Raw genomic sequence first — 26,400 nt, forward strand, 5'->3', positions numbered from 1 at the left:
ATTACCAAACAGGAATTGGGACACTATTAACTTTGAATAAATTTCCTTGCCAGTTAATATCCCATTCTAAAGCATTATTGTCCACGCTGCGCCCTGCAAATTTTGCTAAAATTAATCCAGTTTTGAGCTTACTGTTTTGACTTTCATTACTAGCTGTAATAAGTGCTTGCATATTTGTTATACGCAATACACCATTTGCAGAGGTTAAGTTTGGTTTGTTATTCAAAGTCACATTGCCATTAGCTGTGATGCTTACTTTTGGATTATTTACATTAAGGCTATTAATTTTAACAGGAAATGTACCACTCGCAGCTGTATCCATATTTCCGCTAGTTGCAGCAAGAATTAAAGGATAAAATTGTGCAGTTGTTGTCATATCAATCGTCCCTCGTTGAGGAACAAAGGCAGAAGGCGTATTATGTTGCGATGTCGTTGATAATCCTGAAAAATTAACGACAACACGAATATTATTACCCTGCGCACTCAGTTGTGCGGCTAAAATTTTTGCTTGATAAGATGCTTTGCTATTTTGAATACGAATATTATTCCACGTAAAATTTACCTTATTACCATTTTGTAGGCTGGTTAGTAAGGGTGCTAAGCTATCAGTATAATATCTTTTATTACAATCTTTCATTTGGTGATTTAATATAAGATTTAAAATACCTGTAGAGGTTATATTTGTTATTCTCTGAAGTTGATCAGTAGATAAATTTTTATTAGATTGGGTTGTGTTCAATTGTTGAGCAATCATTTTAATAGCGGGATTATTAGATGCTTGCACTGTGTAATTGGTTGCGCTAATAGAATTGGGACTATTAGAACTGTTATTTACAGTAACATTAGAGCAAAAAGATTGCCAAGTTTGTGATGCATGAGCGGTATATGCCGATAGATGGCTTATTGCGAATAATCCAAAGAGAGTAAGTAAATTTGCTTTTTTATTCATGATGATAATATTTTTTTGATAAATGATTGCTACTAATTATTAAAATATATAGAGATTTAATAAGATATCAAAGAAAGAATTATGGTTTTTCTTTCATTTGATATAATTTCATTTAAGGTTCCCCTTCAAAATGTTCAAATTTATTGATCCTTTTTTAGTTTCATTGCTATCGACTGTCTTATTAGCCAGTCTATTCCCATGTTATGGCAGTGGTGTGGCTTTTTTTGATAATTTGGCCATTATTGCGATTGCGTTAATGTTCTTTTTACAAGGTGCACGGCTGTCTCGGCAAGCAATGGTGCAGGGGTTATTGCATTGGCGATTACATTTAGTAATTTTCCTTTGCACTTTTGCTTTATTTCCGATCCTAGGGATCGGTTTACATTTTTTCTTTCCTCACTTGTTGATCCCTGGATTATGGAGTGGTGTGATTTTTCTGTGTTGCTTGCCTTCTACGGTTCAGTCTTCGATTGCATTTACATCAATCGCAAAGGGAAATGTTCCTGCCGCCATTTGTTCTGCAACAGCTTCTAATCTGCTTGGGGTGTTTATTACACCTTTATTGGCAGGGTTAATTTTCAGTAGCCAAGGGCATTTGAAATTAGATGGGACAATTAATATTGTCTACCAATTATTACTACCGTTTATTGCCGGGCAATTACTACAACCATGGATTGGCGAATGGGCGGTGCGTAATCGGCGTTTACTGTCTTTTTCTGATCGTGGGTCTATTTTGATTGTTGTTTATAGTGCGTTTAGTGAAGCAGTAAATATGCATTTATGGCAGGAACTAAGTATCGATCAATTGATATATGTCGTGTTGATTGATGTTTTCTTATTATTCCTGGTTTTAACGATTACAGCGATTGTTAGTAAGTTTTTAAAATTTTCTTTGGCAGATCGAATTAGTATTATTTTTTGTGGGTCAAAAAAGACCCTGGCATCAGGCGTCCCGATTGCGAATGTGCTTTTTCCATCTAGCATGGTTGGAATCATTGTTCTACCATTGATGATTTTTCACCAGATCCAACTTTTTATTATCGCCATTCTAGCAAAATATTGTGCAAAATTAATGGATAAGGAATTGGCTGCGAAAAAAGAAGATTAATTTATAAAAAACCGCTTGCCAAAGAACTATAAAATCGTATATGAATGTTTTTACAAATCAGGAGGGGTGGCCGAGTGGTTGAAGGCAGCGGTCTTGAAAACCGCCGTGCGTTAATAGCGTACCGTGGGTTCGAATCCCACCCCCTCCGCCATATATGTCAGTTAGAACATTGATTTTGCTATATATTTCTTGTAAAATTAAATCTGACCCATTATAAAACCCATCTTAGAGTATTTGCTGAATTTTACTTCCTTACAATGCAACTTGTTTTGTTATCGTATCTATATTGATGAATCGTGGAGTTAGACAATAATTTAATAGCTTGCTCAATAATATCTAAAGAAAGTAAAAACCATTCTTTTGGCTGTACTGTTTTTCCAAAACGATCTTTAATTTCTATTTGTAATTGGGCTTGCCCAAAAAAACGGTGTAATAAATTTTCAAATGAAGCCAAATTAATATTTTTAACTCTATACTTATGAACAAGTTGTACGGGTGCTAAGAGATAGGTAGCTTCATTTTGTGCGTTCTGGATACGTTGTTGCACGTCATCTGACGTTGTATATCCAATTTTAAATAATCCACCGTCTAACTCTTGAATGCTTTCATTTTTAGAAAGGCTTTTTAAGATATAAATATATCCAGAAATTTCTTTTCCAGGAATGGTTATTATATGGTCTGAGCTAAAAGTTTCTGTTTCAGGTTTGGAAATACGTCTGCCTTGTGGATCTTTATACAATTCAGTAGCCAAAGAACGTAATAAATTTTCACCTTCCATACCATTACTAAAAATCAATCTTAAACGTGCGTTTTTTCGTCCATTTCTTATTTGACGCTCTGTTACTTCTGCAACTAAAACCATAATTCCGTTTAAGATAAAGAAATCACCAGTATCAATTTCTTGCTCTTTACGAAAACGTATACTGGCTCTTTTTCCACTTACGAGATCACTAACACAAGAATCAAATAAGGGTTTAAATTGATTAAAATCAAGGCATTTAATGCGCTTTGAAACGCGATCTGTCTTGGAGATAAGTCGTTTAGGTGTTTTTGAAGAAGAGAAAATATTTGTTGCGGATGAGGTGTCTGTTGATAACAAAGCATGTCCTTTATTAAAAATATCATCCAAAGAATTTGGAATATCTTCTATTTCTTTTTCCTCTTGATAGTTCAGTAGGAAATGCCGATCTTGTGACTTTAAAATACGAATATATTGATTATTTTTATGGTATTGTTCTAATCGTGCAGCCAGTTTACGTTCATTTAAACTTAATCGATGCCCATCACGCACATCGCCTGGTGCATAACCATTCGCATCAATAAAAAGATTAATCTCTTCAAAATCATGCAAGATTTTATCATCTTCACTTGGACGCTGATTTCTTTTTTTCTGATCGGTTAATCCCATTTCTTGCATGCGGTTGAAGATTTCATCAAGGGTTGCTTTGGTCATTATATAATACTTAATTTTCTGGAGTAATAGAACGTTTACGTTGTGCTTCTTTTAACCAGGCCAAGGCTTCGGCCAAGCGTTGTTCCATTGGGTGATTACTATTGATGTTCGGCTCTTTTTGATGCTCGTTATGAAATATTTCAATTTTTGGCCATAATGCAATTGCCTCGCCTTCGGTCATGCTTATTTTGGAAGATATAATATAAGTATGCAGTGTGTTCAATGTTTTTGCATTCAGGGTTTTTGATAAAATTTCATAAGCACGTTGAAACGGATTGATTGTTTCAATGAGGTCAATATCCAGCTCTGAGACATGAATTAATTTATTTGCCATGCGAATGAATTGATCTCTTTTTGCTATTGCCTGAGGATATTTTTGTTTAATTTCTTGTTCTTCCTCTGGTGATAATTCTGGCTCCATTTCTACAGAGGGAGAGCTTATGACCATTTTTGTGGCCAGGCGTTGACTAATTGCTTCGACTTCTTCATCATTACAATTAGGATATTTTTCTCTGATAATCCCAGGTAAAACGCTTTGCATTAAAATTTCTGGAGGATATTCTTTGATATTCATTCCAGCTTTTAAAACAATGCTATCTTGTAAGGTAATAGCGACCAAATCATTCAAATCATTTTCGCAAATTTCTTTGGCACGTTCAGAAGGATAAGGGTTAAGTCCTTTGATGGACAAAATAGATCCTCCATCTGGGCTATTTTGGATAAACCCTTCGATTGAGTCGCTATCTGTACGATTTTTAAAACTATAAGATGGTGCCAAGACTTGTTCCATTAATAATGAACAGGCAATGGCTTTAAGGAAGTTATTGACAGATTCCTGCACACGATCATCGCTGGCATCAGGTTGGGCAATAAGGTTAGTAAATTGCGCATGGTTTTTACCAGGGGCATCACGGGTTGCCCGCCCGATAATTTGGATAATTTCAGTCAAAGATCCACGATATCCAACGGTTAAAGCATGTTCACACCAAATCCAATCAAATCCTTCTTTGGCCATAGCCATTGCAATAATGATATCGACATCATCGCGCCCATCAATATTGCGTAAAGAAGCAATAACTTTTTCACGCTTAGTAGTGTCATCGTTAACTAAATCAGCGATTTTAAGGGTTCTGCCATTAGGAGCCGTAATCAGGTAAAATCCAGTGTCTTCGTCAACACCTTGATACTTTCCAATAATATCACACAGCCTGGCGATTTCATCATATTTATCATCGGTAGCTTCGGCAGAGTTAGTATGGGGAATATGAATGATGGTTTTTAGGTCTCGGTTTAAGACCTCGCCAATAGCGTCTAAATATCGACCGCGATAAAAATGATATCCCATTCCCAGCGTTTTTAAATAATGATACCCATTTAATTGTTCGTAATAGGTATAGGTAACGCGGGCAAAGCGTTCTTCGTCCTCTGGGGACAGGATTGATTCAGTATCTCCACGGAAATAAGAGCCCGTCATGGCAATAATATGGGCTTTGTCGCGTTCAATCAGTTGATGCACCACATCGCCCAAGCGGCTTTCTTGTTTAGAAGAAACATGATGGAATTCATCAATCGCAATTAAACAGTTATCAAATCCATCAACCCCAATTTCATTAAACGCAAACCTTAACGTGGCATGGGTGCATAACAAGATTTGATCTTCTGAGGCTAAGAATTGTTGTAATGCCTTGGTTTTGGCATTATTGCTGGAAATATCAGTTAAGTCCCACTTTGCATTTAATGTCCAATCAGCAAAAAAGCCTTTGGTGGTTAAATCAGTCGAGGCAAACGATTTTCCAATGGATCGTTCGGGAACGGCGATGATGACTTTTTCCAACCCTTGGTGATGTAATTTATCTAATCCCAAAAACATTAATGCTCTGGATTTTCCTGATGCGGGTGGGGATTTGATGAGTAAATATTGCGCATTACGGGCAGCATAGGCGCGTTTTTGCATTTCCCGCATGCCCATATTGTCCAGATTTTGGCTGGTTCCTGTTTGGTGATAGGAAACGGTGGTAAAATTAACCATTTTTTATTCCTTTTTATTCTTTTGTGGCAGGATTGGACGCGGATTTAGAGGGCTTTTTTTTGGTTTGTTTTTTAACGGCTTTCTTTTTTGTATCGGCTTTTAACAAACGTTCATACTGTTTGAATAAAAAAGTTAATCGTTCTGTATCATCGACAAAGGGTTTGCCATTATAGAAATTTTCCAACATTTCATCGGTTTGCTGATGGGCTTGTAAGAGGTTGGCGGGCATGGTTTGGGGATTATAGAGGAAAGCAATGGTTTTACCTGGATGTTCCTCTCTGGCGGCCAAGATATTGCCTGCACATTCAGCCAGTTGCTCTTCTTGATCCTCGGTTAAAGGAAGGAATGGGAAATTATTATAGACGATTGTGTTGGAATACCTATAACGCTCTTCTAGTTTTCCACCAATATTCGCCAACCATACCGCATGTAAACGAGAGGATAAAATCGCAAATAAATAGTCAGGTGGATCAAAAATAGCGAATGATGAATTATTGATAATAATATTGGCGGGCATAAAGCCAATCGATAAATAATGACGTTGTTCAGATGATACTGCTGGAATTAAAAAAACTTCTTGATTTATTCGACTTCGTATTTCATCAAATCGATAAGGTTGTTGAGCTAGTTCTTTGGTTGTTTTTTTACTACTTTTTAAACGAAATTGTTGAACTGCTTTTATTCTTTTCATAATGGGGGGGATAGAGTGTGCCAACGGTAAATCCTGATCCTGAATCCACAAGCAAAAACGTTCCTCTCCACGAATAAATTCTTGTGATCCATAAATACGCTTCACCAGAGGGGTCGCTTGTGGATAATTCTCTAACAGTTCTTGTTTTTCTGGTGGAGATAACATTAAATATCCACCATCAGTTGGTTTATTACCAAACACCATAATAGGAGTTTTTCCAAAAGGTTTACTGCGTTTTTGTACAATAATATCATTATTAACAGGCAATAAATATGGTGAAATATGAGGGATATCCGTACTATGATCCTCAAAATATAATGTCTTTATGGTTGATGATGCACGCCGCAATCCCACAATAATACAAGTCACTCCCGCATTATGGGTGGCATTATTTTTCCATTTAAAAGATGGCCAGGCAAAGCCAATTTCAATATTAAGATTTAAAATTAACGGCCAAAGCAGTTCCACTTGTGTACCTTGGCAAATTGAATTGGTGCTAACCAATGCCCCGCCATATGTCTTAGGATGGGTTAAAAATTGTGCGGTTTTAAAAAACCAGCCTGCACTATAATCCAGCGTTTTATAAGATTTGGTATGTGGAGAAAATAGCTGTTCAATATCTTCTTTTTGCTCTTTACTCTGCCAAGTACTACCATGAAATGGAGGGTTCCCCGCCACATAAATCTCTGTTTTGGAATCAATATTTTCAACAGGACAAATCTCTGTCCAATCCAATCGTAACGCATTCCCACAAATGATATGACCATTTTCTGTCAAGGGCAAGGTTGCTGGGGAATCTCCAAAATCCTTTTTCATCTTGGCATTCATTTGATATTGCACAATCCACAAGGATAGTCTTGCTGTTTGTGCTGCAAAATCATCCAGCTCTATCCCATAAAAATGATCCAATTGAATAGACGTAAACCCCAACGGTGCTGCTATTTGTTGTTTTAACCGCTTTAAGACTTTGAATTCCAGCTCTCTTAACCGACGATAGGCAATAATTAAAAAATTACCCGATCCACAGGCAGGGTCAAAAATACGAATACGAGCCAAATGATCGTGAAATTTATTTAATTTGGATAAATCATCCCCAGCCTCGGTTAATTCAGCCTCTAACTGATCCAATAATAAAGGTTTTAATAATCGCTCAATGTTCGGAACAGAGGTATAATGCATCCCATTATCTTTGCGTAACTCTTTGTTCGCAATGGCTTGCATCATCGATCCAAAAATATCAGGATTAATTTCTTGCCAATTATAATTGCCACAATCTCTGAAAAAGCGTAATGCTCGGTCTGAAAATCTGGGAATACGAATGTCATCGTTAAATAATCCCCCATTCACATAGGGAAAATCCAATACCCATTTCGGAAAATTCTTTGTTTTCCTTTGGGTTGGGTTGGTCGCCATTCCCTCAAAAAGCTGGTGCAAAATATCCGCTGTATCTGATCCATCGGGCGATGAATAGGTCATCACCGTTTCAGTAAATTGATCTTTTGGAAAAATGGCAGTATCCTCGGCAAAGAAACAAAATAATAATCGCATCACAAATAGATTTAATTCGTGTTCTGCCTTTGGATTGTTAATCCAATCCATATTATGATCTAATAACTCTTTGTATAACAAATTGAGTTTACGCGTGGCTTTACGATCGGCTTCAACCTCTTCTATAACTTCGTATCGTTCTATACCCGCCAAATAAGCAAAAAAATCAAAGTAATCATTCAACTCTGTGAATGGTTTATCCAAAAGTTGATCCTGTTTAGCGTTCCAAGCCCTGATCGTTTTGCCATTTGTCACAACATATAGACGAGGTTTGTTTTTGTGCTTGTTATATTTCTCTTTTAATTGATCCTCGGCCAGCAATAAATCATCATGATCAATGGCTATAAAAGCCAGTTTTTTAGGAATAAAAACAGGTGTGTTTAATTGATAAGACTTTTGAATATCCGTAATTGTTTTTTGCGGAATATTATAAATCTCTAAGAACTTGGTAATAAAAGCAGAGCCATCTTCAAAAGGTTGCTCTATCAATAGTTTTAGCTTTGGTTCAAGTTCGTAAAGATTTAGCATTAATTTGTTCCGTATAACAATCGTGATTAGCTATATTATCAAGAGATTATATTTAATTTTAATGATTGTATCTAAATTTTTATTGAATATTAATCATTTTAAAAACGGACGAGCGGGGGAAGCGGGATTTATTTGGTAACATATTGATATATAATAATATTTTATTTTCCCGTTTTATCCCGTTCGTTTTTGTGGTTCAGTATTAGCGGGAGGCATTAAGTTTCTGCCATTCTCCCGCTTTTCCCGTTAATCCCGCTGCAATTTAATGGGTTTTATTTTTTATTCATAATTCAAGATCTCGCCTTTGACGATGTAACATCGCATATCGCCCATTGATGGAATTGTGACTTTTTGCTTCATTCGATCAAGTTGAGGCACATCGAGAAAGTGGTGATCTCTTAATATTCTAGCCATTTGTAATGGATCAAAGCCTTTACAAACCTCTTTCTTCCAAGCCTCAGACAAGATCAAATAATCAAACACACCATTTGCATTCTTCTTTTTATACCCAACGCGGTGGGGTGTTCGGTCGGTGTCTGCGAACGTAATATCAATAAAGCGATTGGCTCCATGCGCTTCAAGATAGTGTTTGATATGCAAGATCATTTGTTTTTCTTCATGTTCTTGCATATTGGGATTATGGTTGATCCAGTCTTTGAAACATTGTTCTATATTCTGGGTAATGATGACTTTATCAAATGGGAATATTTGATATTGAATCGCCAGCAATCCCGCTTGTTCAATCAAAGCACAACGCTGGGCAATGGTTCTGATCGCACCATCTTTGCTGGTTGTATGATTTGATAAAAGCTCTTGCGTGCGTTGTTCTATAGTATTGGTTAAGTGTTGTTTAAAGCATCCCTCGTTTTGTTGACGTGCTTTGCACATAGCCTCGATAAAAGCCAGTCCAACCGTGCCATAGAATCTGGCTGATTGTGTTTGTAGGTAAGAGGCAAATAACCCAGCTTCTTTAAACTCATGGATATTCTCAAATAACCCCATATTCGCCCCTGCATCGGCGGGGATTTCCATAAATCTGACTTTCTGTCCCATTTTGCTGGATCGTTGATCCTCACTCATCTTTTGATCTAACGTGACCTCTCCAGACGATAAGAATGTGGATCGCCATGTTTTTACAGAACGTGCATTCCCCAATTGATTGGCTCTGCCTTTACCAATCCCATTAGCCAGCATATAGATAATATCGCCAATCTCTTTTGCTGAGGCCTCCCCAAATTCATCTAAAATTAAACATAAATCGGAAGTTTCATTGGCAATGCCTTCCAATCCATTACCTGTATGTCTCCAGCTTCTGACTTGACCATCTCTGGCACCTTTCCCCCAAAGCGATGCTGCAACAAATAACGCCGTACTTTTTCCTGATTGGCTTTTACCAACCAGATGTAATCCACCCCCAGCAATATGAGTCATCTCCAATAAACTCCCCGCCAAAGACGCACAGACAAAGAAGATCAATCTTGAATTACCAACTAAATATTGCCCGATCTGTTCTTGCCAGTCTGATAAGCTGCCAGATTGGGTAAAGAGTTGACCTTGATGAATATTCCCTGTTTGTAGGATTAGGCTATTTTTTGTCTGTGATGATGAACCCATAATTTTGCCATTAGGCATCATAAACAAAGCTTTGTTGTTTAAATGATGCCAGCCAGTTTTATGAGTGCTGCGTAATAAGATATTGATTTTCAATTGGCTGATAAAGTTTAATAAGTGTTTACGTCCAGCAATGAGGCATGCCAATCCTTTGCCTTCTAACGTGGCAGCAATTTCATTGCCATTCGAGTGGATTAAACTGCGTGGAATAGAATAAGTATGTTTTGTGCCTGAGTTTTGGTTCGTCCAAGCAATATATAACCCACAATTAGACCCATGCTCATCCTCTGTGGCTCCTAAGATCGTAAAAGGATCCCAGATTTTAATCGGTAAAGCATCATCTTTATAAGGGTTGGTATAATATAATCCATCATCATAGAACTTATAACCAGATGGCATCATGATTTTGATGGGTTTTTCGATCATCTGAGCATTATTCAGTAAATGCATTAAATAATCGTGTTCTGTTTGATTGCTCTCTAAACAAGCCTGAGGAACAGGATCAGCCAAATCCCATCCATTGGGTAAAGTTGTTGGTAAAGCAACTTTACGAAGGGATTGAATGCCAATCCCATATAAAATCTCAATAAGATCGCTTGCATAGTCTTCTCCTGCTTGGTCATGATCTGGCCATATGATGATTGATTTATCTTTTAAGACTGACCACTCATTGCGATTGGCTCCGTGACTGCCTCCTTGTGAGGTCACAACTATATATTCAGGGAATATTTCACGCCCTGCATCGGCGGTCTTTTCCCCTTCAACAATCAAGATCGGATCATGAGGACGCTGTGCAAGAATTTCCAATCCATATAAGGGCAATAATGAATTGGGTTCTTTAAAATGCCACTTAGTTTGATCTTGCTTATTCCCTTGCTTATCAATCCATACACGGTGACCATAAGTCATGGGTAAGAAGTCTTTCTTACCGTTGTCTTTTTCAATGCGTAATCTTGCCATTAATGGTGCGTTATCAGCATCACGATAAATCCACATCTTTGAAGCAAATGATGGTTTTTTGGGTTCGTTTTTGGCTGGAAGCATAGGTTCCCAGATGAGTTCTTGCTCTGCACAAATTGAGGGTGAATTAACTTTATCTAACATGATGATAAGCCTCCAATCTAAGAAGGGCAGAGATCTTGCATGCTGCTTGGCTTTGAGTGGAATGATCCAAATAAGACAAGAGTGCAATTAAATCCCCACCACGATCAGAGGTTGCAAAATCTGCCCATTGTCCTGAACGCATATTGATCCGAAAAGATCCTAAATGCTGATCATGCCTTGTCGGATTTAACGCAATATATTCATGCGCTTTAATAACGCCATTAGGGAGCCATGTTTTTAATAATAGATGACTATGAGAAAGCGCTTTCTCTTTGACCGCTTTATAGTTAATCATAGGTGCGTAAGCTTTGGCTTTTAACGCGGCTCTTGATTTAGATTTAAAACGAGCATTAAAAGAATTAGTTTTGACATGAACACTCATAATTACACTCCTTTACGCTGAGTTGAAGAATGATCATGAAGCTTTGGTAAACTATGAATATAGGCTTCAATAGAGGCATAAGGGATGCGGGTATTGCGACCCATCTTAATGGCTTCTAATTTGCCAGCTTGTAACAAGCGATATAAATTTGCTCGTGACGTGCTTAAGTAAGCACAGGTATCTTTGATGCTCAGTAAAGACATCGGATGGTATATGATTGGTTGTGTCATAATCGACAATCTCCAAGTTAAAAATGAAATTACTGGAGATAATTAATAGTCCTCAAAAAAAGAAAAATGCACAGTACAATTTAAAATAAAAATGTACTGGCTTTTTAAATCTTGTACTTTTGATAGAAATATTTTATAATAAGCTATTGATAAATAATATTATTGTATGCTTTATTTAATGGCATGCTATTCAATCTATACAAAAGACATAACTGATTATATTTGCCAGAGAATCGTTGATGGGGAAAGTTTGCGCCATATTTGTAAGGATGAATCTATTAAAGTAGAGAGTTTATGAATGTTGACTATATATAAATCGTTACATTGAAAAAGAATCAAACTAATCAATAAAAAAGAGGAAAGAATAAAGATGCGTGGAGGATATAGAGAAGGATCAGGACGTAAAAAAGGATCAACTCACAAAGTCTCTTTATCAACCGTTCAAGGGATCATGCAAAAAGAAGAATTTCAAAGTCCATTAGAAATCATTTTAAAGATTATGAACCAAGCCTATGAGAATGAAGATTATAAATTGGCGTTAGAAGCTGCCAAAGGAGCTGCGCCCTATATGCATGCACGGTTAAATGAAGTAAATGCGAATATCCATCACATGAAGAGAATACAAGAGATGAGTGACGACGAGTTACACTATTTTATTAATAAAAACTAAATATAAGATAATTAATCAGGTGCATATTTAATCATTCTTTTATATTCTTTTTCCGATTTAAAACGGTTTAATGCTTGCACAATGGCAGATTGACTGACAGAACGTATTCCAACTCTTTTTAAAATATAATGGATCAGTTGAATAAGTTTAGAATTTGCTTGTTTAAAGCTAAATTTTAAATTTCTAATTTCTGTGAATTTTAATATTTCTTGAGCAATAAAAACTGTATCAACATGCCAAAAATTGGCTGCGGATTGATATTTTAATGATGGTTCATTAATAAGATAAGCATTTTGTTTCAAAGAGTTAATTATTTGTAGAATAGCTTTGCAATGATTAGATAAAAAAATTACATCTTCCATTTGTTTTATATTATCACTAAAGATAATGGTTTTTTCATCTAAAAAATTGATTGCGTCAGGTAAGTTGTCCAATAATTTTTGATAAAGATGGATAACTTGACGCATCGGTTCATATACAGGCATTGTATAAATAGGTTTTGTAACACGTAACATATTTAATTTTTTTGTAAATAATTCTGTTTCATTTAGCGTAAGTTCAAAAAAAGATTTGGTAAACCATCGATTTACCTCATCGACTGTAATGGCAGGTTCTTCAAAATCTTCATGAACAATCTCCTATATATCCGTTTTTGGGTTCCCTTTTGGATTATGAATATTCAATGTAAAATAGAAAGGCCACGCCGTGCCTTCTTGATATGAATAATAATATATACGTCTAAGGAACTTTTTACGTATCTTTGTCATTGAACTTTCCCTGATAACAATACTCAGCCCATTGTTGCATCATGTCGCGTCTTTTGGCAAATAGATCCCCACGACGATAGGCAGCTTCTACTTTATTGGCAATGGTATGAGCCAAGGCCATTTCTGCCACATCTCTTGGCCAGCTGGTCGCTTCTCCACACCAATCCCGAAAAGTGGATCTTAATCCGTGAATGATCACTTCTTTGGTATTGGCTGCATGATGTAAGGCTTTGGATAAAGCAACGTCAGATAATCCTTTGCCTGTTTTAATACTGGGAAAGATAAAACTATGATGATCTTTTTTGAACACTTCAACTTTCTTTAAAATCGCTATGGCTGGAGTTGATAAAGGCACGCGATGTTCTTTCCCTGTCTTCATACGTTGATCGGGGATTGTCCAAATGGATTGATTTAAATCAATCTCCTCCCACCGTGCAAAACGCACTTCACTGGAACGAGATGCACATAAACATAAGAACTGCACAGCCAGCGCACTGACCCCATCAGATTTTTGCAAATTAGCAATGACAGGTTGGATCTTTTGCCATTCAATTGCTGCATGATGCTGGACTTTGGCTACTGAAGAGGGTTTAGGCAGAATATTAAATAAATGGCCTTTCCAACGCGCTGGATTATTGCCGTCACGCCAGTGGTGTGTTGTTGCATAATCCAAAATACGTTCTATGCGACCACGAACACGATCGGCCGTTTCTGTCTTTACTGTCCAAATGGGTCTTAATACAGCCAGAATATCATCTGTATCAATGGAAGATACAATTTTACTGCCAATCACAGGATACGCAATACGTGATAAAGAGCTTCTCCAGATGGGTGCGGATCTGGGATCTTTCCAGCCTGCTTGTTGTTCTGTGATATAGCGTTCGGCAACTTCTGCAAAATTTGGAATTTGTTTTTGTTTCTTTGCTTTGGCTTTGAGTTCCAAAGGGTCTATGTTGTTTGCAACTTGCCTTCTTATATCAATTGCAACTTGACGCGCTTTGGCTAATGTAAGGATATAGGCTGATCCAATGCCAATCTCACGGCGTTTATGGGTGGTTGGACTGAAATATCGCACTGTCCAATGACGTGCTTGCCCTTTGATGGTTAAATAGAGGTTCCCACCGTCACAATGAATACCATCCTCGAGACCATCAATCTTACGAACATTCAATTGACCAGCTGGAATACGACTCATCTAATAACCCACCATAAAACCCATCTTATATCATGAGATTATACAGGCTAAACAGAAACGTCAAGAGACAATAAAATAGTTTAATATATTGATTTATATAGTATAAATTATACATAATGAGACTGTATGAAACATTATGTTGGTGGCCACCCCCTCCGCCATATATCAAAACATTTCCCTACATAATACAGCATAACATATAGAGAAACATTCATTTTTGACGTTTTTGCTTTGAATTGTGTAGTATTTTATATCATTTCAAAGCATGAATTTTGTTGGTATCAAATCATATTTGTTGATATTGATAAACAGGTTTAATTAATTATAACCCTAATTTAAATTATCTTTATCGTCGTAAAATAGTTAATATTATTTTTATATCAACGTCTAATAATTTACCTATATAAACTGATAAATAGAAAAGATGAGAAAAATGAATTATTCTGATTTCACCTTCTTTTGGGGACACATAGAGGATTCTGTGCATCCAGAATGTAGCCAGTTTTACAAAAGCCCTTTCATTATTGATGGAATAGAATTTAATTGTACAGAACAATGGATGCATTGGAAAAAGGCTGTGATTTTTGGAGATCAGGAGATCGCACAGAAAATCCTGTTGGCAAAGTCTCCTTTTGATCAGAAGAAGTTGGGGCGCGAGGTTTCTAATTTTAATGCCTCATTATGGAGTGCAGTATCAGTAGATATTGTATTTCGTGGAAATATTGAGAAATTCTCACAAAATCCAGAGCTTTTAAAACGACTTTCATTATCCAAAGGCACTTTATTAGTAGAGGCCTCACCCTATGATACTATTTGGGGAATAGGGTTGGATGCCTCTGATCCTAAAGCGTTACATAAAGACCAATGGCAAGGACAAAATTTATTAGGAAATATTGTGACACGTGTCAGAGATGTTTTATGTGGCGTCATATAAAAATGAATCAAAGGTTTCGAACTACTTCTGTGTGTGTTAGAGAAACCGTTAGCAAGTTTTAAAGAGGCACCATAATGAGTAAAGACGAGAAAGATTTCGGAATAAAAGAAGAGTATGAATATGAGCTGCCAGGTCAGCCATTGAATTCTTCTGATGAACCTTTGGGAAGGTCTTTTTTTTCTAGCCCTTCTGATATTCCTGCGGATGATAAATATCTTAATGCCGATGAATATACAAATTTGGGTTATTTAAAATACTGGTTTCTCTCTTGTGCGGTGATGCTTGCTTTAGGGTTAACGTTCGAGTTTGGAATATTGGGCAAAGATGGAAAGGAAGGTCCTTTATGTAAGTACCTTCCCAAAAATAAAGTATGTTATTATATGGCAGGTGTAGCCCCTAAACCAGCAAGTCCTGCACCATCCTTGGTAAAATAGAAACTATTCTTCAGTTTTTTCTTGTTGTTTATTCGCTCTTTGAACGGTTAGACGTTTAATGACGGGAACCATTAATTCAGTAATTTCCTGGTATGCCTTGGCAGCTATGCTGTCTGGATCTTGGGCAACAATTGGAACACCTGCATCTGCGCCACTACGAATTGCTGGGATTAATGGGATTTCTCCTAGGAAAGGAAACCCTAAGGTTTGAGCTTCATTTTTGGCACCATTTTCACCGAAAATATAAGTTTTCTCATTACAGCATGGGCAAGAGAAATAAGCCATATTTTCGATAATACCTAAAATTGGCGTTTTAGATTTTTGAAACATCGCGATGCCTCGTCTTGCATCCAATAATGCAACATCTTGAGGGGTAGAAACGATAATTGCGCCATCAATTTGAATTGTTTGGGTCAGGGTTAATTGAACGTCGCCTGTGCCAGGTGGTGTATCAATTAAAAGAACGTCAAGCTCTCCCCATTTAACATCGGATAAAAGTTGTTTGACGGCACCCATAACCATTGGCCCTCGCCAAACCATGGCTTGTTCTTGTGGAACCAACATTCCAATCGACATGGCAGAGATTCCCCAAGCAGTCATTGGTAATAATTTATGATTGACGACTTCTACCTGACCTTCTAATCCCAACATATGCGGAACAGAAGGGCCATAAATATCGGCATCCATCAACCCTACTTTTAACCCTTGCTTAGCAAGGCTGACAGCAAGATTGATGGCAGTAGAAGATTTTCCCACACCTCCTTTGCCAGATGCAATGGCAATGATACAGCCAATTGATTGCAATGTTTCAATCGGACCATTATTGCCAGGTTTAGCAGGTGGATGTTTATGAGGTTGTTTCCAAGCAGGGGCTGTATTTTTCCCTTGTGTAGTATTGGCTGGTTGCCGAGGTGGGAAAACTAATCGTTTACTTGATGCTGTTCCTGAATTTAAAAAAACACGGGCTTGGGTGACATTTTCAAGCTGTTGTAAATGCTGTTCGATTCTGGCTCTTAACGGTTCAGCCGCATCAGGTGGAATAGTTGAAAGATTTAAGGTTAAGTGAACTTTTTGACCCTGAATGGTTATATTTTCGATAATATTAGCATCTAATAACCGTATATCAGGCGACCAAGGAAGTGTAAAATCAGATAAAGTTTGTTTAATCGTTTGCTGATCAATTGGATTTGGGCTAGTCATAGATATACTTTCTAAAGATGGCAATAGGAATAAAGACGATCATAAAGGATCCTTGAAATAATATATAACAATTTTTTTAAAGATTTTTACGATTAATTTTATATTTCTATTATAAAGCACATATAGAAAGATAATTTTACTATTAATGATAAAGGACTGGAGCGTTGTCTATTCAAACAACCAAACCAGGTAGAGATCATCGTATAGATGCCTTGCGAGGTCTGGCATTGATTATGATGTATGTCGATCATATCCCAGAGGATTTATTAAATCGTTTTACGATGCGGAATGTTGGGTTTGCCGATGCTGCAGAGATATTTGTATTATTGGCAGGATATGCCTCATGGCTGGCTTATGGCAGAAAAATAGCAAAAGATGGCTTGTGGAGCGTTACCAAAAAGATATTACATCGTTGTTGGAAAATTTATTTATTCCAAATGGGACTTGTCTTGATTAGCTTGTTGAGTATTTATCAATGGCGGCGTTTTTGGGTATTGCCTGTTGATTTTTTAGAACCCGAGCTGGCGCATGGATATAGCATCGCGCGTCAGATTTGGCGTTTGTTATTATTGGATGCGTTACCCAGTAATTTAAATATCTTACCGCTTTATATTATTTTATTAGGTATATTTCCTCTATTATATTTATTGATAAAGTGCCGGTGGTGGTTGGCAATTGGGTTCAGCTTTGTTGTCTGGCTGGTGGTAAATATTAATCCATGGTTCAATTTCCCCAATTGGTTAGATCCAGACGGTTGGTTTTTTAATCCATTTGCTTGGCAATTTTTATTTACGATTGGGATTTATGGAGCCATCATCGCAGGTAAGCATCAAGGAAGTTTTCCAGCATATTTATGGTTAAAGTGGTTTTTGTCACTCTACTTACTCTTTTCTTTTTTTGAGGCATTTCCTTGGCAATATTGGGGTTTGCCTGATTTAAGGATATTGCATGTGCCTGTTCCAGCTAAGGCATATTTATCACCATTACGATTGCTAGATGTAGTGGCTATCTTTTATTTAGTGCAATCCTCTGAGAGAGCAAAACGCTTTTCCGAAGGGAAAGTCGGTCAATTTCTAGCCTTATATGGTCGTCATTCTCTTGAAATATTTTCTTTAAGCACGGTGTTTGATCTATGGGGGCGTTTAATGTTTGCAAGTTGGGGAACCAGCTTGTGGTTACAACTTATTGTTAATTGTATGGGTGTTTCTCTTTTATATTGTTTAGCACTGCATCTGGATAAAAAAAGAGCTAAATTGAAAGCAAGGTTAAATACAAATATTCTTTAGAAATTATGAAGAGGATACTCTAATTCTCTTCATAAATTATTTTCTTGATGGTTTACATTTAAGAGATCTTAGCTAAAGTATTTACCCTACGTTCTTTTTGCATGTAGGTTTTTTTATGATCAATTATTATTAATCTGAACAGGAAAATATGCGAATGAAAATGCGCAAAAGATTTTTAATGCAGCCTTATTGTTTGTTGTTTATAGGAACAACTTGCTTGTTCCCTGTTTCAGAAGTTAAAGCACAATCCTCTATTTTTTCTCTTCCTTTTTTTCACAAAACAGAACTTATATGCCGTTCACAACGTGTGCCCGACAGTTTTGCCGATTTAGCAGATAAATTATTACCAACCGTGGTAAATATTTCGTCAAGCAAAGTGGTAAAACCTGGTCAGACGACAGACGATGATGAAGAGGATGATAGTGATGAAGGTGATGATGATAATAATGCGGCACCTGATCCTAATTCACCATTTGAAAAATTCTTCCGTAATTATATGAATAATCGCGGTGTTCCTGATGATGGAAATAATCATTTACAAGCATTAGGATCGGGATTTGTAGTCGATCCAGCAGGATGGATTGTAACAAATTATCATGTTATTAAAGATGCCGATCAAATTACGGTAACATTACAAAATAATCACATGTTGAAAGCCACCTTGAAAGGTGTGGATGAACGGACGGATTTAGCTTTATTAAAAATAAATCCAAAAACCCCCTTAACAGCAACTTCTTTTGGTAATAGTGATCAATCAAGAGTAGGGGATTGGGTATTAGCTATTGGTAATCCTTATGGGTTATCGGGCACGGTGACCTCGGGTATTATCTCTTCTCGTGGTCGTGATATTGAGCAAGGACCCTATGACGATTTTATTCAAACAGATGCCCCGATTAATAAAGGAAATTCTGGAGGCCCTTTATTCAATATGAAAGGCGAGGTTATTGGGATTAACACTGCGATTTTCTCTCCTTCTGGAGGATCTATTGGAATTGCCTTTGCAATACCTTCGAACGAAGCTAAGGGAATTATCGATCAATTAAAAAAAACTGGGAAAGTAGCCAGAGGATGGGTGGGTATTCGTATTCAAGAAGTTAGCGAAACGATTGCAGACAGTTTGAATATTCAACCCTTTCAAGGGGCTTTGGTGGTACAAGTCGATCCCAAAGGCCCAGCAGCAAAAGCGGGAGTTAAGGCTGGAGATGTAATTCAAACGCTGGATGGAAGTAATGTTACCGCACATACGATGCCTCGTCTGGTTGCACAAATGACCGCGAATAGCAAAGCATCAATCGGGGTTTTAAGGCAAGGAAAACAAATTGTTCTACCTATTGTCATTGAAAGCTTACCCGATGATGGTAATGTACAACCTGATCCTCATCATGATATCCAAGAAGAAAAAGAAAAAATTGTTTTATTAAAAGATCTAGGCGTTTCAGTTAGTAATATGACTGATCTTTTAAGACAAAAATATAATCTTTCTGAAAAGCAACAAGGAATTGTAATTGTTAAAGTTGATAGTCATAAAGGCAAAAATACAAGCGATTTAAAAGTCGGAGATGTGATCATTGGAACAAATAAAAGTAATATTACTCAGGCTACTGAGTTACAAAAAGAAGTTACTTTGTTTAAACAGGAAGCGAAGAAAAAAAATCAACGAAAACCAACGATGTTACTTTTGATTCAAAGCGGTGACGCTATGCGTTGGGTTGCTGTTCCCATGCAAGATAATAAAAAATAATGTGTTTTGCTTTGAGTATTGCACAAATAAAGAAATGATTTTTATAAATGCGAACCATCATGTTTTATAGCCTTAAAAAGCGTGAAATATACTCAGCTGTGCAACAAAGTCTGCGCTTATTGCTATCAATTGCTTTGTCTAGTTTAATAGCCTATGTTTGCAAGTTACATGAACCTTATTGGGCGTTAATTACCTCGGTCATTGTAACCCAAAGTCGTATAGTGCAAACTATTCAAACCAGTCGAGATCAAATCGTTGGTTCTTTGATAGGTGGAGTGGCTGGGTTAATTGCCATTATTTTAGAGAATTATTCACAGTGGCCGTCTTTGATTGTTTTTACGATTGTGATTATTCCGATGGTTGCATTGGTTGCTTGGCGACCCTCTATGCGTTTGGGAGTGGTTACTCTAGCAGTGGTATTTTTATTTCCTTCTCCTGGTGGGATGTTTGAACGTCCTTTTGACCGTATAATGGCCATTATTGTTGGGGTTATTGCATCTCTTGCTGCCAGTTATTTTATCTTACGTCCTCAGGCGCGATGCAATGCATTTATTCATGCCAAAGTAGCTTTCGATAAGCTACATATATTACTGCATTCTGTATTAACGTCTCATATTATTTGGGAAGAAGTTGAATCAATGAATGATGATGTTGCTTCTGAATTACGTGACTTAGCCAGCGAAATCGCCGAAGCACGGAAAGAACATCCAAATTATACGTTAGAGCATTCAGATCCGACATTGGTCAGAGTTTATCCACTATTAAGACGTTTACAAAGCGATAGCATTTTTGTTGCCAGAGCAATGGATGAATATCATCAGATGTTGCCTGATGAAACAAGGAATATTTTGAAAATATCTTTGAATCAAGTTTTTGAAAGATTTATTCAGCTATGCAACGAGCAAGCAGATCATAGTGAACCATTCTTTTGTTCTATCCAAGCAGCCAATGATTTTGAAGCCATGATAGAACCTATTTTGAAGGAAATTAAAGAAAATTGCCCAGAAACCATTCAATTTACACTGGAAGCATTGTGCCATGATCTGGTTCTCGGGCATGATGTTTTTATGTTATCCAAAAAGCTGAGGGCTTCTTCTTAGAACAAATTTATTTATATTTATTCACTTCTTCATCTGTTAAATGCCTGGCTTCGTCAACCAGCATCACAGGAATTCCTTCTTTGATGGGATATGCTAAAGCAGCATTGCAACTGATGAGTTCGCTTTTTTCTTTGTCATAAATCAAAGGGCCTTTTGTCAATGGACATACTAGGACGGAGAGCAAGCGTGGATCAATAGGGGGAGAAGATGATTGTTCTGTCATGTGAACCTTGTAATCAATATAATGGGTTGCAGAAAAGATAAAGAATAAAGCAAAATTGTTAATTGGCTCTATTCTATACTCATATTATGAAAATAGAAGGCTTGATAAACGTCTTCTTGCTTCTAGGGTTGATGGATCGTCTAAGCCCCATGCTTCGAAAAGGCGTAAAAGTTGTTTTTTTGCGGCTTCATCATTCCAGCTTCGGTCTTTTTTAACGATTTCTAATAATTCATCCGCAGCTTCCTTACGTTTTCCAGCAGCATTATAGGCGCTTGCCAGATCATAACGTGCTTGGTGATCGTCAGGGTTGGCGGTGACTTTGTCAAGAAAAGATTGGAACTCGCTTTGTACTTTCTGACCTTCAATAGCCAAGTCAATGGCTGCTTGTGCACCAGTAATTTCACCATTTTCTAATAAAGCTTCTGGAACTTGCTCTATAACTTCTTGGGCTGCTTCTGGGCCAGAATGTGCTAATAAGGCACGAATCATTCCACCCCAAGCTTCTGGTTTTTCTGGCTCCAGTTCTAGGGCTTGAGAATAGGCCCCCATAGCTTCTTCATACTGATGATTTTCAAGAAATTCTTTGCCTTGTTCAATAAAATCTTCGCTAGGCATAGCACTACCTGCTGCTTTTAACACTTGATCGATGAATTTTTGAATAGCACTTTCTGGCTGTGCACCTTGGAACAAATCAACAATTTGGCCTTGCCAAAAAGCAGCAACGACAGGAATAGATTGCATTGGCAATCCTACTTGCATCAATTGTTGCGTTAAGGCTTGGTTTTCATCAACGTTAAGCTTAACAAGTTTAACCCGACCCTTGGCTGCGATGACAACTTTTTCTAGAACAGGCGTTAATTGTTTACAAGGAGAGCACCAATCCGCCCAGAAATCAACCAAAACAGGGATAGTTTTGCTGCCGTCCAATACTTCTTGCATAAAGTTATTTTGATTGCCATCAATAATCATATTTGGATTGGATGAAGACGAGGTAACTGCAGAGCCATCTTCTGATAAAAGCTGTGCAGTGGAGGGGCTGTTAAAAGACGTCATAGAGTTATGTTATCCCGTATATAAATGAGGTACATTTAAATGATATAAATTTTATAAGGTCTTTAAAGAAAGAAATGTTTATTATTACAATTCAATCATAAAGTGTTAGGCATCATTATATCAATAAGGGCATAGAGAAACAAAAATAAAAATAATTTTTTAGAATTTATTATTTTTCACTTGCAAGGTTTTTAAGAATCTCTTACAAGCAACTTACGCAATATAAAGCGGGCGTAGCTCAGGGGTAGAGCACAACCTTGCCAAGGTTGGGGTCGTGGGTTCGAATCCCATCGCCCGCTCCAGGTTAACAAATCTGAAGCGAGTTTCCAGAAAAATAATTTTAAAAGCCTTCTAACACAATTTTTCCAACCATTGTTTGGTTTTCAAGAAGAATATGTGCTTTTTTAAGGTTCTTAGCATTAATTTTTCCTAGATTTTTTCCTAGAGTAGTTTTTATTTTTCCTTGATCAATCAAAGATGACACTGTGTTTAGTAATTGGCTTTGTTTAATCATATCATCTGTTTTATGGGTTGAACTAGCAAACATATATTCATGATGCAAAGACAGGCTTTTTTGTTCCAAGAATGCAGTGCCACACTTGATAGGATCGTCAATCATACAAATTTTTCCAAATGGACGAATAATTTCTTGAAATTGATCAAGGTAATGTTCGGTATTATGTAAACTGGCAATATGGGTCACATCTTGAATGCCCAGTTCCTCAAGTTGTTGCTTCATTGGTTGATGATGGTTAATAACATAGTCCGCGCCTAATTTTTTAACCCATTCGATAGATTCTGGACGGGATGCTGTTGTGATAATCGTTGTGTTTGTTAGTAATTTTGTGAGTTGAATAAGAATAGAGCCAACGCCACCGGCACCTCCCATAATCAGCAAGATTTCTTTTTTTGAGGGATTTTGTGTATTTGAAACGTTTAAATGAAAATGATCAAATAAAATTTCCCATGCCGTCATTGTCGTTAAGGGCAAAGCCGCTGCTTCTGCATTGCTCAGCGTTGAAGGTTTTTTACCAACCAGACGTTCATCAATCAGTTGATATTCTGCATTACAACCTTGCCTTGTAATATCTCCAGCATAATAGACTTGGTCGCCAATTTTGAAATTTTGAACCTCAGAACCAACTTCGATGACTTCACCAACAGCGTCCCATCCTAATATTCTAATTTGCCCTAGTTGAGGTTGAGCACGTTGTCTGACTTTGTAATCAACAGGATTAACAGCAATTGCGTGAATTTTGACTAATAAATCCCGTCCTGTAGCTGTTGGTTTAGGCAGCTCTATATCGATTAATGCGTCAGGTTCTGTAATCGGTAGAGAGGTTTTATATCCAATGGCTTTCATCATAATCTCCTATAATTGATGTGTTATAGATGAATATAAAACTTGTTATTTCTTTGATAAACAGCATAATAATTGAAACATTATCAAATTATTTTTGAAAATATGCAGTTAGAAGATTTACAAATTATTATCAAAGTCGCAGAGTTGCGCAGTATTACGGCTGCTGCGGATTATTTTAATATTCGCCCAGCAACCGCCAGTGCGGCGATTAAAAGGGTAGAGCATCATCTGGGAACTGAGCTGTTTACCAGAACGACGCGACAATTACGCTTATCGACAGCGGGTGAAAAATATTTACCTCAATGCCAACAAGCATTGCAGTTATTAACGAAAGCCAAACGAGATATTGAGGAAGATTATGCCGAGATTCAAGGGGAACTTCGTATAACGATTTCTTCTGATTTAGGAAGAAATTTGGTCTTAAAATGGCTAGATGAATTTATGGATCAGCACCCTAAAATTATTTTAAAAATCCATATGAGTGATAGTAATATTGATGTGTACCGTAATGCGATTGATGTGGCATTGCGCTATTCTCCTTCTCTGCAAAGCAATTTATACGGATTCAAAATTTGTGATGCGCCACGTTTGATGTGTGCGGCTCCTGATTATCTTGCAGAATATGGAACGCCTCAACACCCCGATGATCTGGTTCATCATCAAGGGTTGTTTTATGAGCTTGATGAGGTTGTGCATGATGAATGGAAATTTTCTGATGGACAACAGAATTATAAAATAAAGATGAAGGGCAAACGTTTTGGGAATGACAGTGATGTGGTTAGGAAATGGTGCGTTGCAGGCAAAGGGATTGTGATTAAATCATCATTAGATATGTATGAAGATTTACTGGCTGGGTGATTAGTTCCGATTTCACCTGGTTTCACAAAAGATGTTGCCGAGCTATGGTTAGTTTGTCCCAGTAAACATTCTATTACTCCAGCCGTCCATTTGTTAAGAGATTTATTTCGGCAAAAATGTAAAGAATCAATTAATGATATGAAAGCAAAAGGAATTTTAGAGGAGTATTTAATATGAGAAAAATGACCTTAAATAAGAAAAATAAAATTTAACCTATTTAATAATTATCCACTTGCATATATTTTAAAAATGTCGTAAACAACCTCTACGTTCAGAGCGGGCGTAGCTCAGGGGTAGAGCACAACCTTGCCAAGGTTGGGGTCGTGGGTTCGAATCCCATCGCCCGCTCCAATTTATTTATGCTTTTATGATAAAGCAGTCTCTAAATGTTTCCTTATAAGTTACCAATCTTTGAGATTTTTATGCCCATTGAATCGTTTCAATATTTATTGGTTCTAATGTTATCATGATTGATGCCGAAGATATTGAATTATCGTGTATAACGATTGAGGATCAAGATTTTATTGCCAATGCTCGGCAAGATATTCCAAAATAGTTGCAAGAAATCAAACTGTCGAGACAGAAATTATTCTCTTTGAAATTGTTAGTCTTTGCCGATCTAAACTATTGATCTATATCGGCAAATCATAACATTAATTATATAACAGCGAGTGCTTGTTCAAGGTCGGCGATAATATCAACTGCATTTTCGATACCAATAGACAAACGTACTACATCAGGTCCAGCACCAGCCACAGTTTTTTGTTTATCCGTTAATTGGCGGTGGGTTGTAGACGCAGGATGGATGACTAGGGATCGTGTATCCCCAATATTTGCTAATAACGAAAACAGATCTAATTTAGAAACAAATTTGACGCAAGCATCATATCCGCCTTTTATCCCGAATGTGAAGACTGAGCCTGCGCCATTCGGTGCATATTTTTGTTGTAAAATATGATAAGGATTACTCTTCAATCCAGGATATGACACCCAAGAGACTTTTGGATGATTTTCTAAGAAATTGGCAACTTCAAGAGCATTGTCGCAATGACGCTGCATCCTTAGTGGTAGAGTTTCTACACCTGTCAGAATAAGGAAAGCGTTAAACGGGGAAATGGTAGGTCCTAAATCCCGCATTCCCAGAATACGAGCGGTCAAAGCAAAAGCCATATTTCCAAAAGCATCGCTGGCAACTAGACCTGCATAGTCTGGTCGAGGTTCCGTAATTTTGGAATAGTTCCCCGATTTTTTCCAATCAAAATTGCCTCCATCAACGATGATCCCACCCATAGAATTGCCATGACCACCAATAAATTTGGTTAAAGAATGGATGACAATATTTGCACCATGTTCAATAGGACGAACAAGGTAAGGGGTCGCCATCGTGTTATCGACAATTAAAGGGATATTATGTTTTTGTGCGATTGTGGCTATTTTTTCAATATCAACAATGATCCCACCTGGATTAGCAAAACTTTCAATAAAAATAGCACGAGTGCGATCGTCGATTTGGGATTCAAATGTTGAAATATCATCTGCGTCTGCAAAGCGAACATGCCAATCAAAAGACTTAAATGTATGCACAAATTGGTTAATAGAGCCACCATAAAGCTGGCTTGCAGCAATAAAATTATCGCCTGGCTCCATTAGAGTTTGAAAGGCCAAGAATTCTGCGGCATGACCTGATGCGGTCGCCAAAGCAGCAGTTCCTCCTTCCAAAGCGGCTATACGTTCTTCTAAAACAGCTTGGGTAGGATTAGTGATACGGCTATAGATATTCCCAGCGTCTTTGAGGGCAAAGCGATTGGCTGCTTGATCGACATCTTCAAAAACATAAGCAGTTGTTTGATAAATAGGCGTTGCGCGTGCGCCTGTGGTTGGATCTGGTGTGGCACCAGCATGCACAGATAAGGTTTCGAATTTTTGCTTCTTGGTCATTGTTG

General features: G+C 37.3%; 23 protein-coding genes and 3 tRNA genes. 12 read left to right on the top strand and 14 right to left on the bottom strand.

The features are described from left to right. Nucleotide 1 precedes the first annotated feature (1 nt). A complete protein-coding gene (locus tag PQG54_RS02075; protein ID WP_271789124.1) occupies nucleotides 2-949 on the bottom strand; it encodes a hypothetical protein in 948 nt (315 codons plus the stop codon). Between the two features lie 130 nt (nucleotides 950-1,079). Here PQG54_RS02075 and PQG54_RS02080 point away from each other — a divergent pair, with 130 nt between their 5' ends. Together PQG54_RS02080 and PQG54_RS02085 are read left to right on the top strand one after the other, a co-directional pair. Next, nucleotides 1,080-2,057, top strand: coding sequence for a bile acid:sodium symporter family protein (locus tag PQG54_RS02080; RefSeq protein WP_271789123.1), 978 nt, complete (start codon nucleotides 1,080-1,082; stop codon nucleotides 2,055-2,057). 60 nt (nucleotides 2,058-2,117) lie between these two features. After that, a tRNA-Ser gene (locus PQG54_RS02085) sits at nucleotides 2,118-2,208 on the top strand. Nucleotides 2,209-2,301: 93 nt separating this feature from the next. Here PQG54_RS02085 and PQG54_RS02090 read toward each other — a convergent pair. The 6 genes from PQG54_RS02090 to PQG54_RS02115 form a co-directional block, all read right to left on the bottom strand. Continuing rightward, a complete protein-coding gene (locus PQG54_RS02090) occupies nucleotides 2,302-3,510 on the bottom strand; it encodes a GIY-YIG nuclease family protein (RefSeq protein ID WP_271789122.1) in 1,209 nt (402 codons plus the stop codon). 10 nt (nucleotides 3,511-3,520) lie between these two features. Beyond that, nucleotides 3,521-5,539: a DEAD/DEAH box helicase gene (locus PQG54_RS02095; protein WP_271789121.1), complete on the bottom strand. Its 2,019-nt coding sequence runs from the start codon at nucleotides 5,537-5,539 to the stop codon at nucleotides 3,521-3,523. Nucleotides 5,540-5,552: 13 nt separating this feature from the next. Next, entirely contained in the window at nucleotides 5,553-8,306 is a 2,754-nt protein-coding gene (locus PQG54_RS02100; RefSeq protein WP_271789120.1) for a class I SAM-dependent DNA methyltransferase, read from the bottom strand. A gap of 279 nt (nucleotides 8,307-8,585) precedes the next feature. Next, nucleotides 8,586-11,021: a DUF927 domain-containing protein gene (locus PQG54_RS02105; RefSeq protein WP_271789119.1), complete on the bottom strand. Its 2,436-nt coding sequence runs from the start codon at nucleotides 11,019-11,021 to the stop codon at nucleotides 8,586-8,588. Continuing rightward, the gene (locus PQG54_RS02110; protein ID WP_271789118.1) at nucleotides 11,011-11,403 is read right to left on the bottom strand and encodes a hypothetical protein; all 393 of its coding nucleotides are present in this window, start codon (nucleotides 11,401-11,403) and stop codon (nucleotides 11,011-11,013) included. Before PQG54_RS02110 ends, PQG54_RS02105 begins: the two co-directional genes overlap by 11 nt. A gap of 2 nt (nucleotides 11,404-11,405) precedes the next feature. After that, a complete protein-coding gene (locus PQG54_RS02115) occupies nucleotides 11,406-11,633 on the bottom strand; it encodes a helix-turn-helix domain-containing protein (protein WP_040364210.1) in 228 nt (75 codons plus the stop codon). 178 nt (nucleotides 11,634-11,811) lie between these two features. Between PQG54_RS02115 and PQG54_RS12430 the strand changes: the two genes are divergently transcribed. Next, the gene (locus PQG54_RS12430; RefSeq protein ID WP_408869476.1) at nucleotides 11,812-11,931 is read left to right on the top strand and encodes a terminase small subunit-like protein; all 120 of its coding nucleotides are present in this window, start codon (nucleotides 11,812-11,814) and stop codon (nucleotides 11,929-11,931) included. A 72-nt stretch (nucleotides 11,932-12,003) separates the two neighbouring features. Beyond that, nucleotides 12,004-12,303 carry a hypothetical protein gene (locus PQG54_RS02120; protein WP_271789117.1) on the top strand — a complete coding sequence of 100 codons (300 nt, stop codon included), beginning with the start codon at nucleotides 12,004-12,006 and terminating at the stop codon, nucleotides 12,301-12,303. 11 nt (nucleotides 12,304-12,314) lie between these two features. On the opposite strand, the gene PQG54_RS02125 is transcribed toward PQG54_RS02120, so the two are convergent. After that, nucleotides 12,315-12,818 (bottom strand): hypothetical protein, encoded by a 504-nt coding sequence (locus tag PQG54_RS02125; RefSeq protein ID WP_271789116.1) that lies wholly within the window; start codon nucleotides 12,816-12,818, stop codon nucleotides 12,315-12,317. Between the two features lie 235 nt (nucleotides 12,819-13,053). Beyond that, on the bottom strand, nucleotides 13,054-14,265 hold the full coding sequence (locus tag PQG54_RS02130) for a tyrosine-type recombinase/integrase (protein WP_271789115.1): 1,212 nt from the start codon (nucleotides 14,263-14,265) through the stop codon (nucleotides 13,054-13,056). Nucleotides 14,266-14,698: 433 nt separating this feature from the next. Here PQG54_RS02130 and PQG54_RS02135 point away from each other — a divergent pair, with 433 nt between their 5' ends. Both PQG54_RS02135 and PQG54_RS02140 read left to right on the top strand, forming a co-directional pair. Beyond that, entirely contained in the window at nucleotides 14,699-15,199 is a 501-nt protein-coding gene (locus PQG54_RS02135) for an NADAR family protein (RefSeq protein WP_271789114.1), read from the top strand. Nucleotides 15,200-15,273: 74 nt separating this feature from the next. Beyond that, nucleotides 15,274-15,633, top strand: a complete 360-nt coding sequence (locus PQG54_RS02140; RefSeq protein ID WP_271789113.1) for a hypothetical protein — start codon at nucleotides 15,274-15,276, stop codon at nucleotides 15,631-15,633. 3 nt (nucleotides 15,634-15,636) lie between these two features. Here PQG54_RS02140 and PQG54_RS02145 read toward each other — a convergent pair whose 3' ends face one another. After that, nucleotides 15,637-16,833 carry an Mrp/NBP35 family ATP-binding protein gene (locus tag PQG54_RS02145; protein WP_271789112.1) on the bottom strand — a complete coding sequence of 399 codons (1,197 nt, stop codon included), beginning with the start codon at nucleotides 16,831-16,833 and terminating at the stop codon, nucleotides 15,637-15,639. A gap of 164 nt (nucleotides 16,834-16,997) precedes the next feature. Between PQG54_RS02145 and PQG54_RS02150 the strand changes: the two genes are divergently transcribed. From PQG54_RS02150 to PQG54_RS02160, 3 genes are all read left to right on the top strand, one after another. Then, a complete protein-coding gene (locus tag PQG54_RS02150) occupies nucleotides 16,998-18,119 on the top strand; it encodes an OpgC family protein (protein ID WP_271789111.1) in 1,122 nt (373 codons plus the stop codon). Between the two features lie 154 nt (nucleotides 18,120-18,273). Further along, nucleotides 18,274-19,860: a Do family serine endopeptidase gene (locus tag PQG54_RS02155; protein WP_271789110.1), complete on the top strand. Its 1,587-nt coding sequence runs from the start codon at nucleotides 18,274-18,276 to the stop codon at nucleotides 19,858-19,860. Nucleotides 19,861-19,919: 59 nt separating this feature from the next. Further along, a complete protein-coding gene (locus tag PQG54_RS02160) occupies nucleotides 19,920-20,960 on the top strand; it encodes an FUSC family protein (protein ID WP_271789109.1) in 1,041 nt (346 codons plus the stop codon). 7 nt (nucleotides 20,961-20,967) lie between these two features. On the opposite strand, the gene PQG54_RS02165 is transcribed toward PQG54_RS02160, so the two are convergent. Both PQG54_RS02165 and PQG54_RS02170 read right to left on the bottom strand, forming a co-directional pair. Continuing rightward, nucleotides 20,968-21,183, bottom strand: a complete 216-nt coding sequence (locus tag PQG54_RS02165) for a Trm112 family protein (protein WP_271789108.1) — start codon at nucleotides 21,181-21,183, stop codon at nucleotides 20,968-20,970. Nucleotides 21,184-21,267: 84 nt separating this feature from the next. Continuing rightward, nucleotides 21,268-22,236 carry a thioredoxin family protein gene (locus PQG54_RS02170; RefSeq protein WP_271789107.1) on the bottom strand — a complete coding sequence of 323 codons (969 nt, stop codon included), beginning with the start codon at nucleotides 22,234-22,236 and terminating at the stop codon, nucleotides 21,268-21,270. A 227-nt stretch (nucleotides 22,237-22,463) separates the two neighbouring features. Here PQG54_RS02170 and PQG54_RS02175 point away from each other — a divergent pair. Further along, a tRNA-Gly gene (locus PQG54_RS02175) sits at nucleotides 22,464-22,538 on the top strand. 38 nt (nucleotides 22,539-22,576) lie between these two features. Here the strand turns inward: PQG54_RS02175 and PQG54_RS02180 are convergent. Then, the gene (locus PQG54_RS02180; protein ID WP_271789529.1) at nucleotides 22,577-23,599 is read right to left on the bottom strand and encodes a zinc-binding alcohol dehydrogenase family protein; all 1,023 of its coding nucleotides are present in this window, start codon (nucleotides 23,597-23,599) and stop codon (nucleotides 22,577-22,579) included. Between the two features lie 72 nt (nucleotides 23,600-23,671). Here PQG54_RS02180 and PQG54_RS02185 point away from each other — a divergent pair, with 72 nt between their 5' ends. Beyond that, nucleotides 23,672-24,457 (top strand): LysR substrate-binding domain-containing protein, encoded by a 786-nt coding sequence (locus PQG54_RS02185; RefSeq protein WP_271789106.1) that lies wholly within the window; start codon nucleotides 23,672-23,674, stop codon nucleotides 24,455-24,457. 276 nt (nucleotides 24,458-24,733) lie between these two features. After that, nucleotides 24,734-24,808, top strand: a tRNA-Gly gene (locus tag PQG54_RS02190). A gap of 306 nt (nucleotides 24,809-25,114) precedes the next feature. Here the strand turns inward: PQG54_RS02190 and PQG54_RS02195 are convergent. Continuing rightward, on the bottom strand, nucleotides 25,115-26,395 hold the full coding sequence (locus PQG54_RS02195; RefSeq protein ID WP_271789105.1) for an O-acetylhomoserine aminocarboxypropyltransferase: 1,281 nt from the start codon (nucleotides 26,393-26,395) through the stop codon (nucleotides 25,115-25,117). Between the last annotated feature and the right edge of the window lie 5 nt (nucleotides 26,396-26,400).

The organism is Commensalibacter communis (genome assembly GCF_947179015.1).
In the GTDB taxonomy this organism is placed as follows: domain Bacteria; phylum Pseudomonadota; class Alphaproteobacteria; order Acetobacterales; family Acetobacteraceae; genus Commensalibacter; species Commensalibacter communis.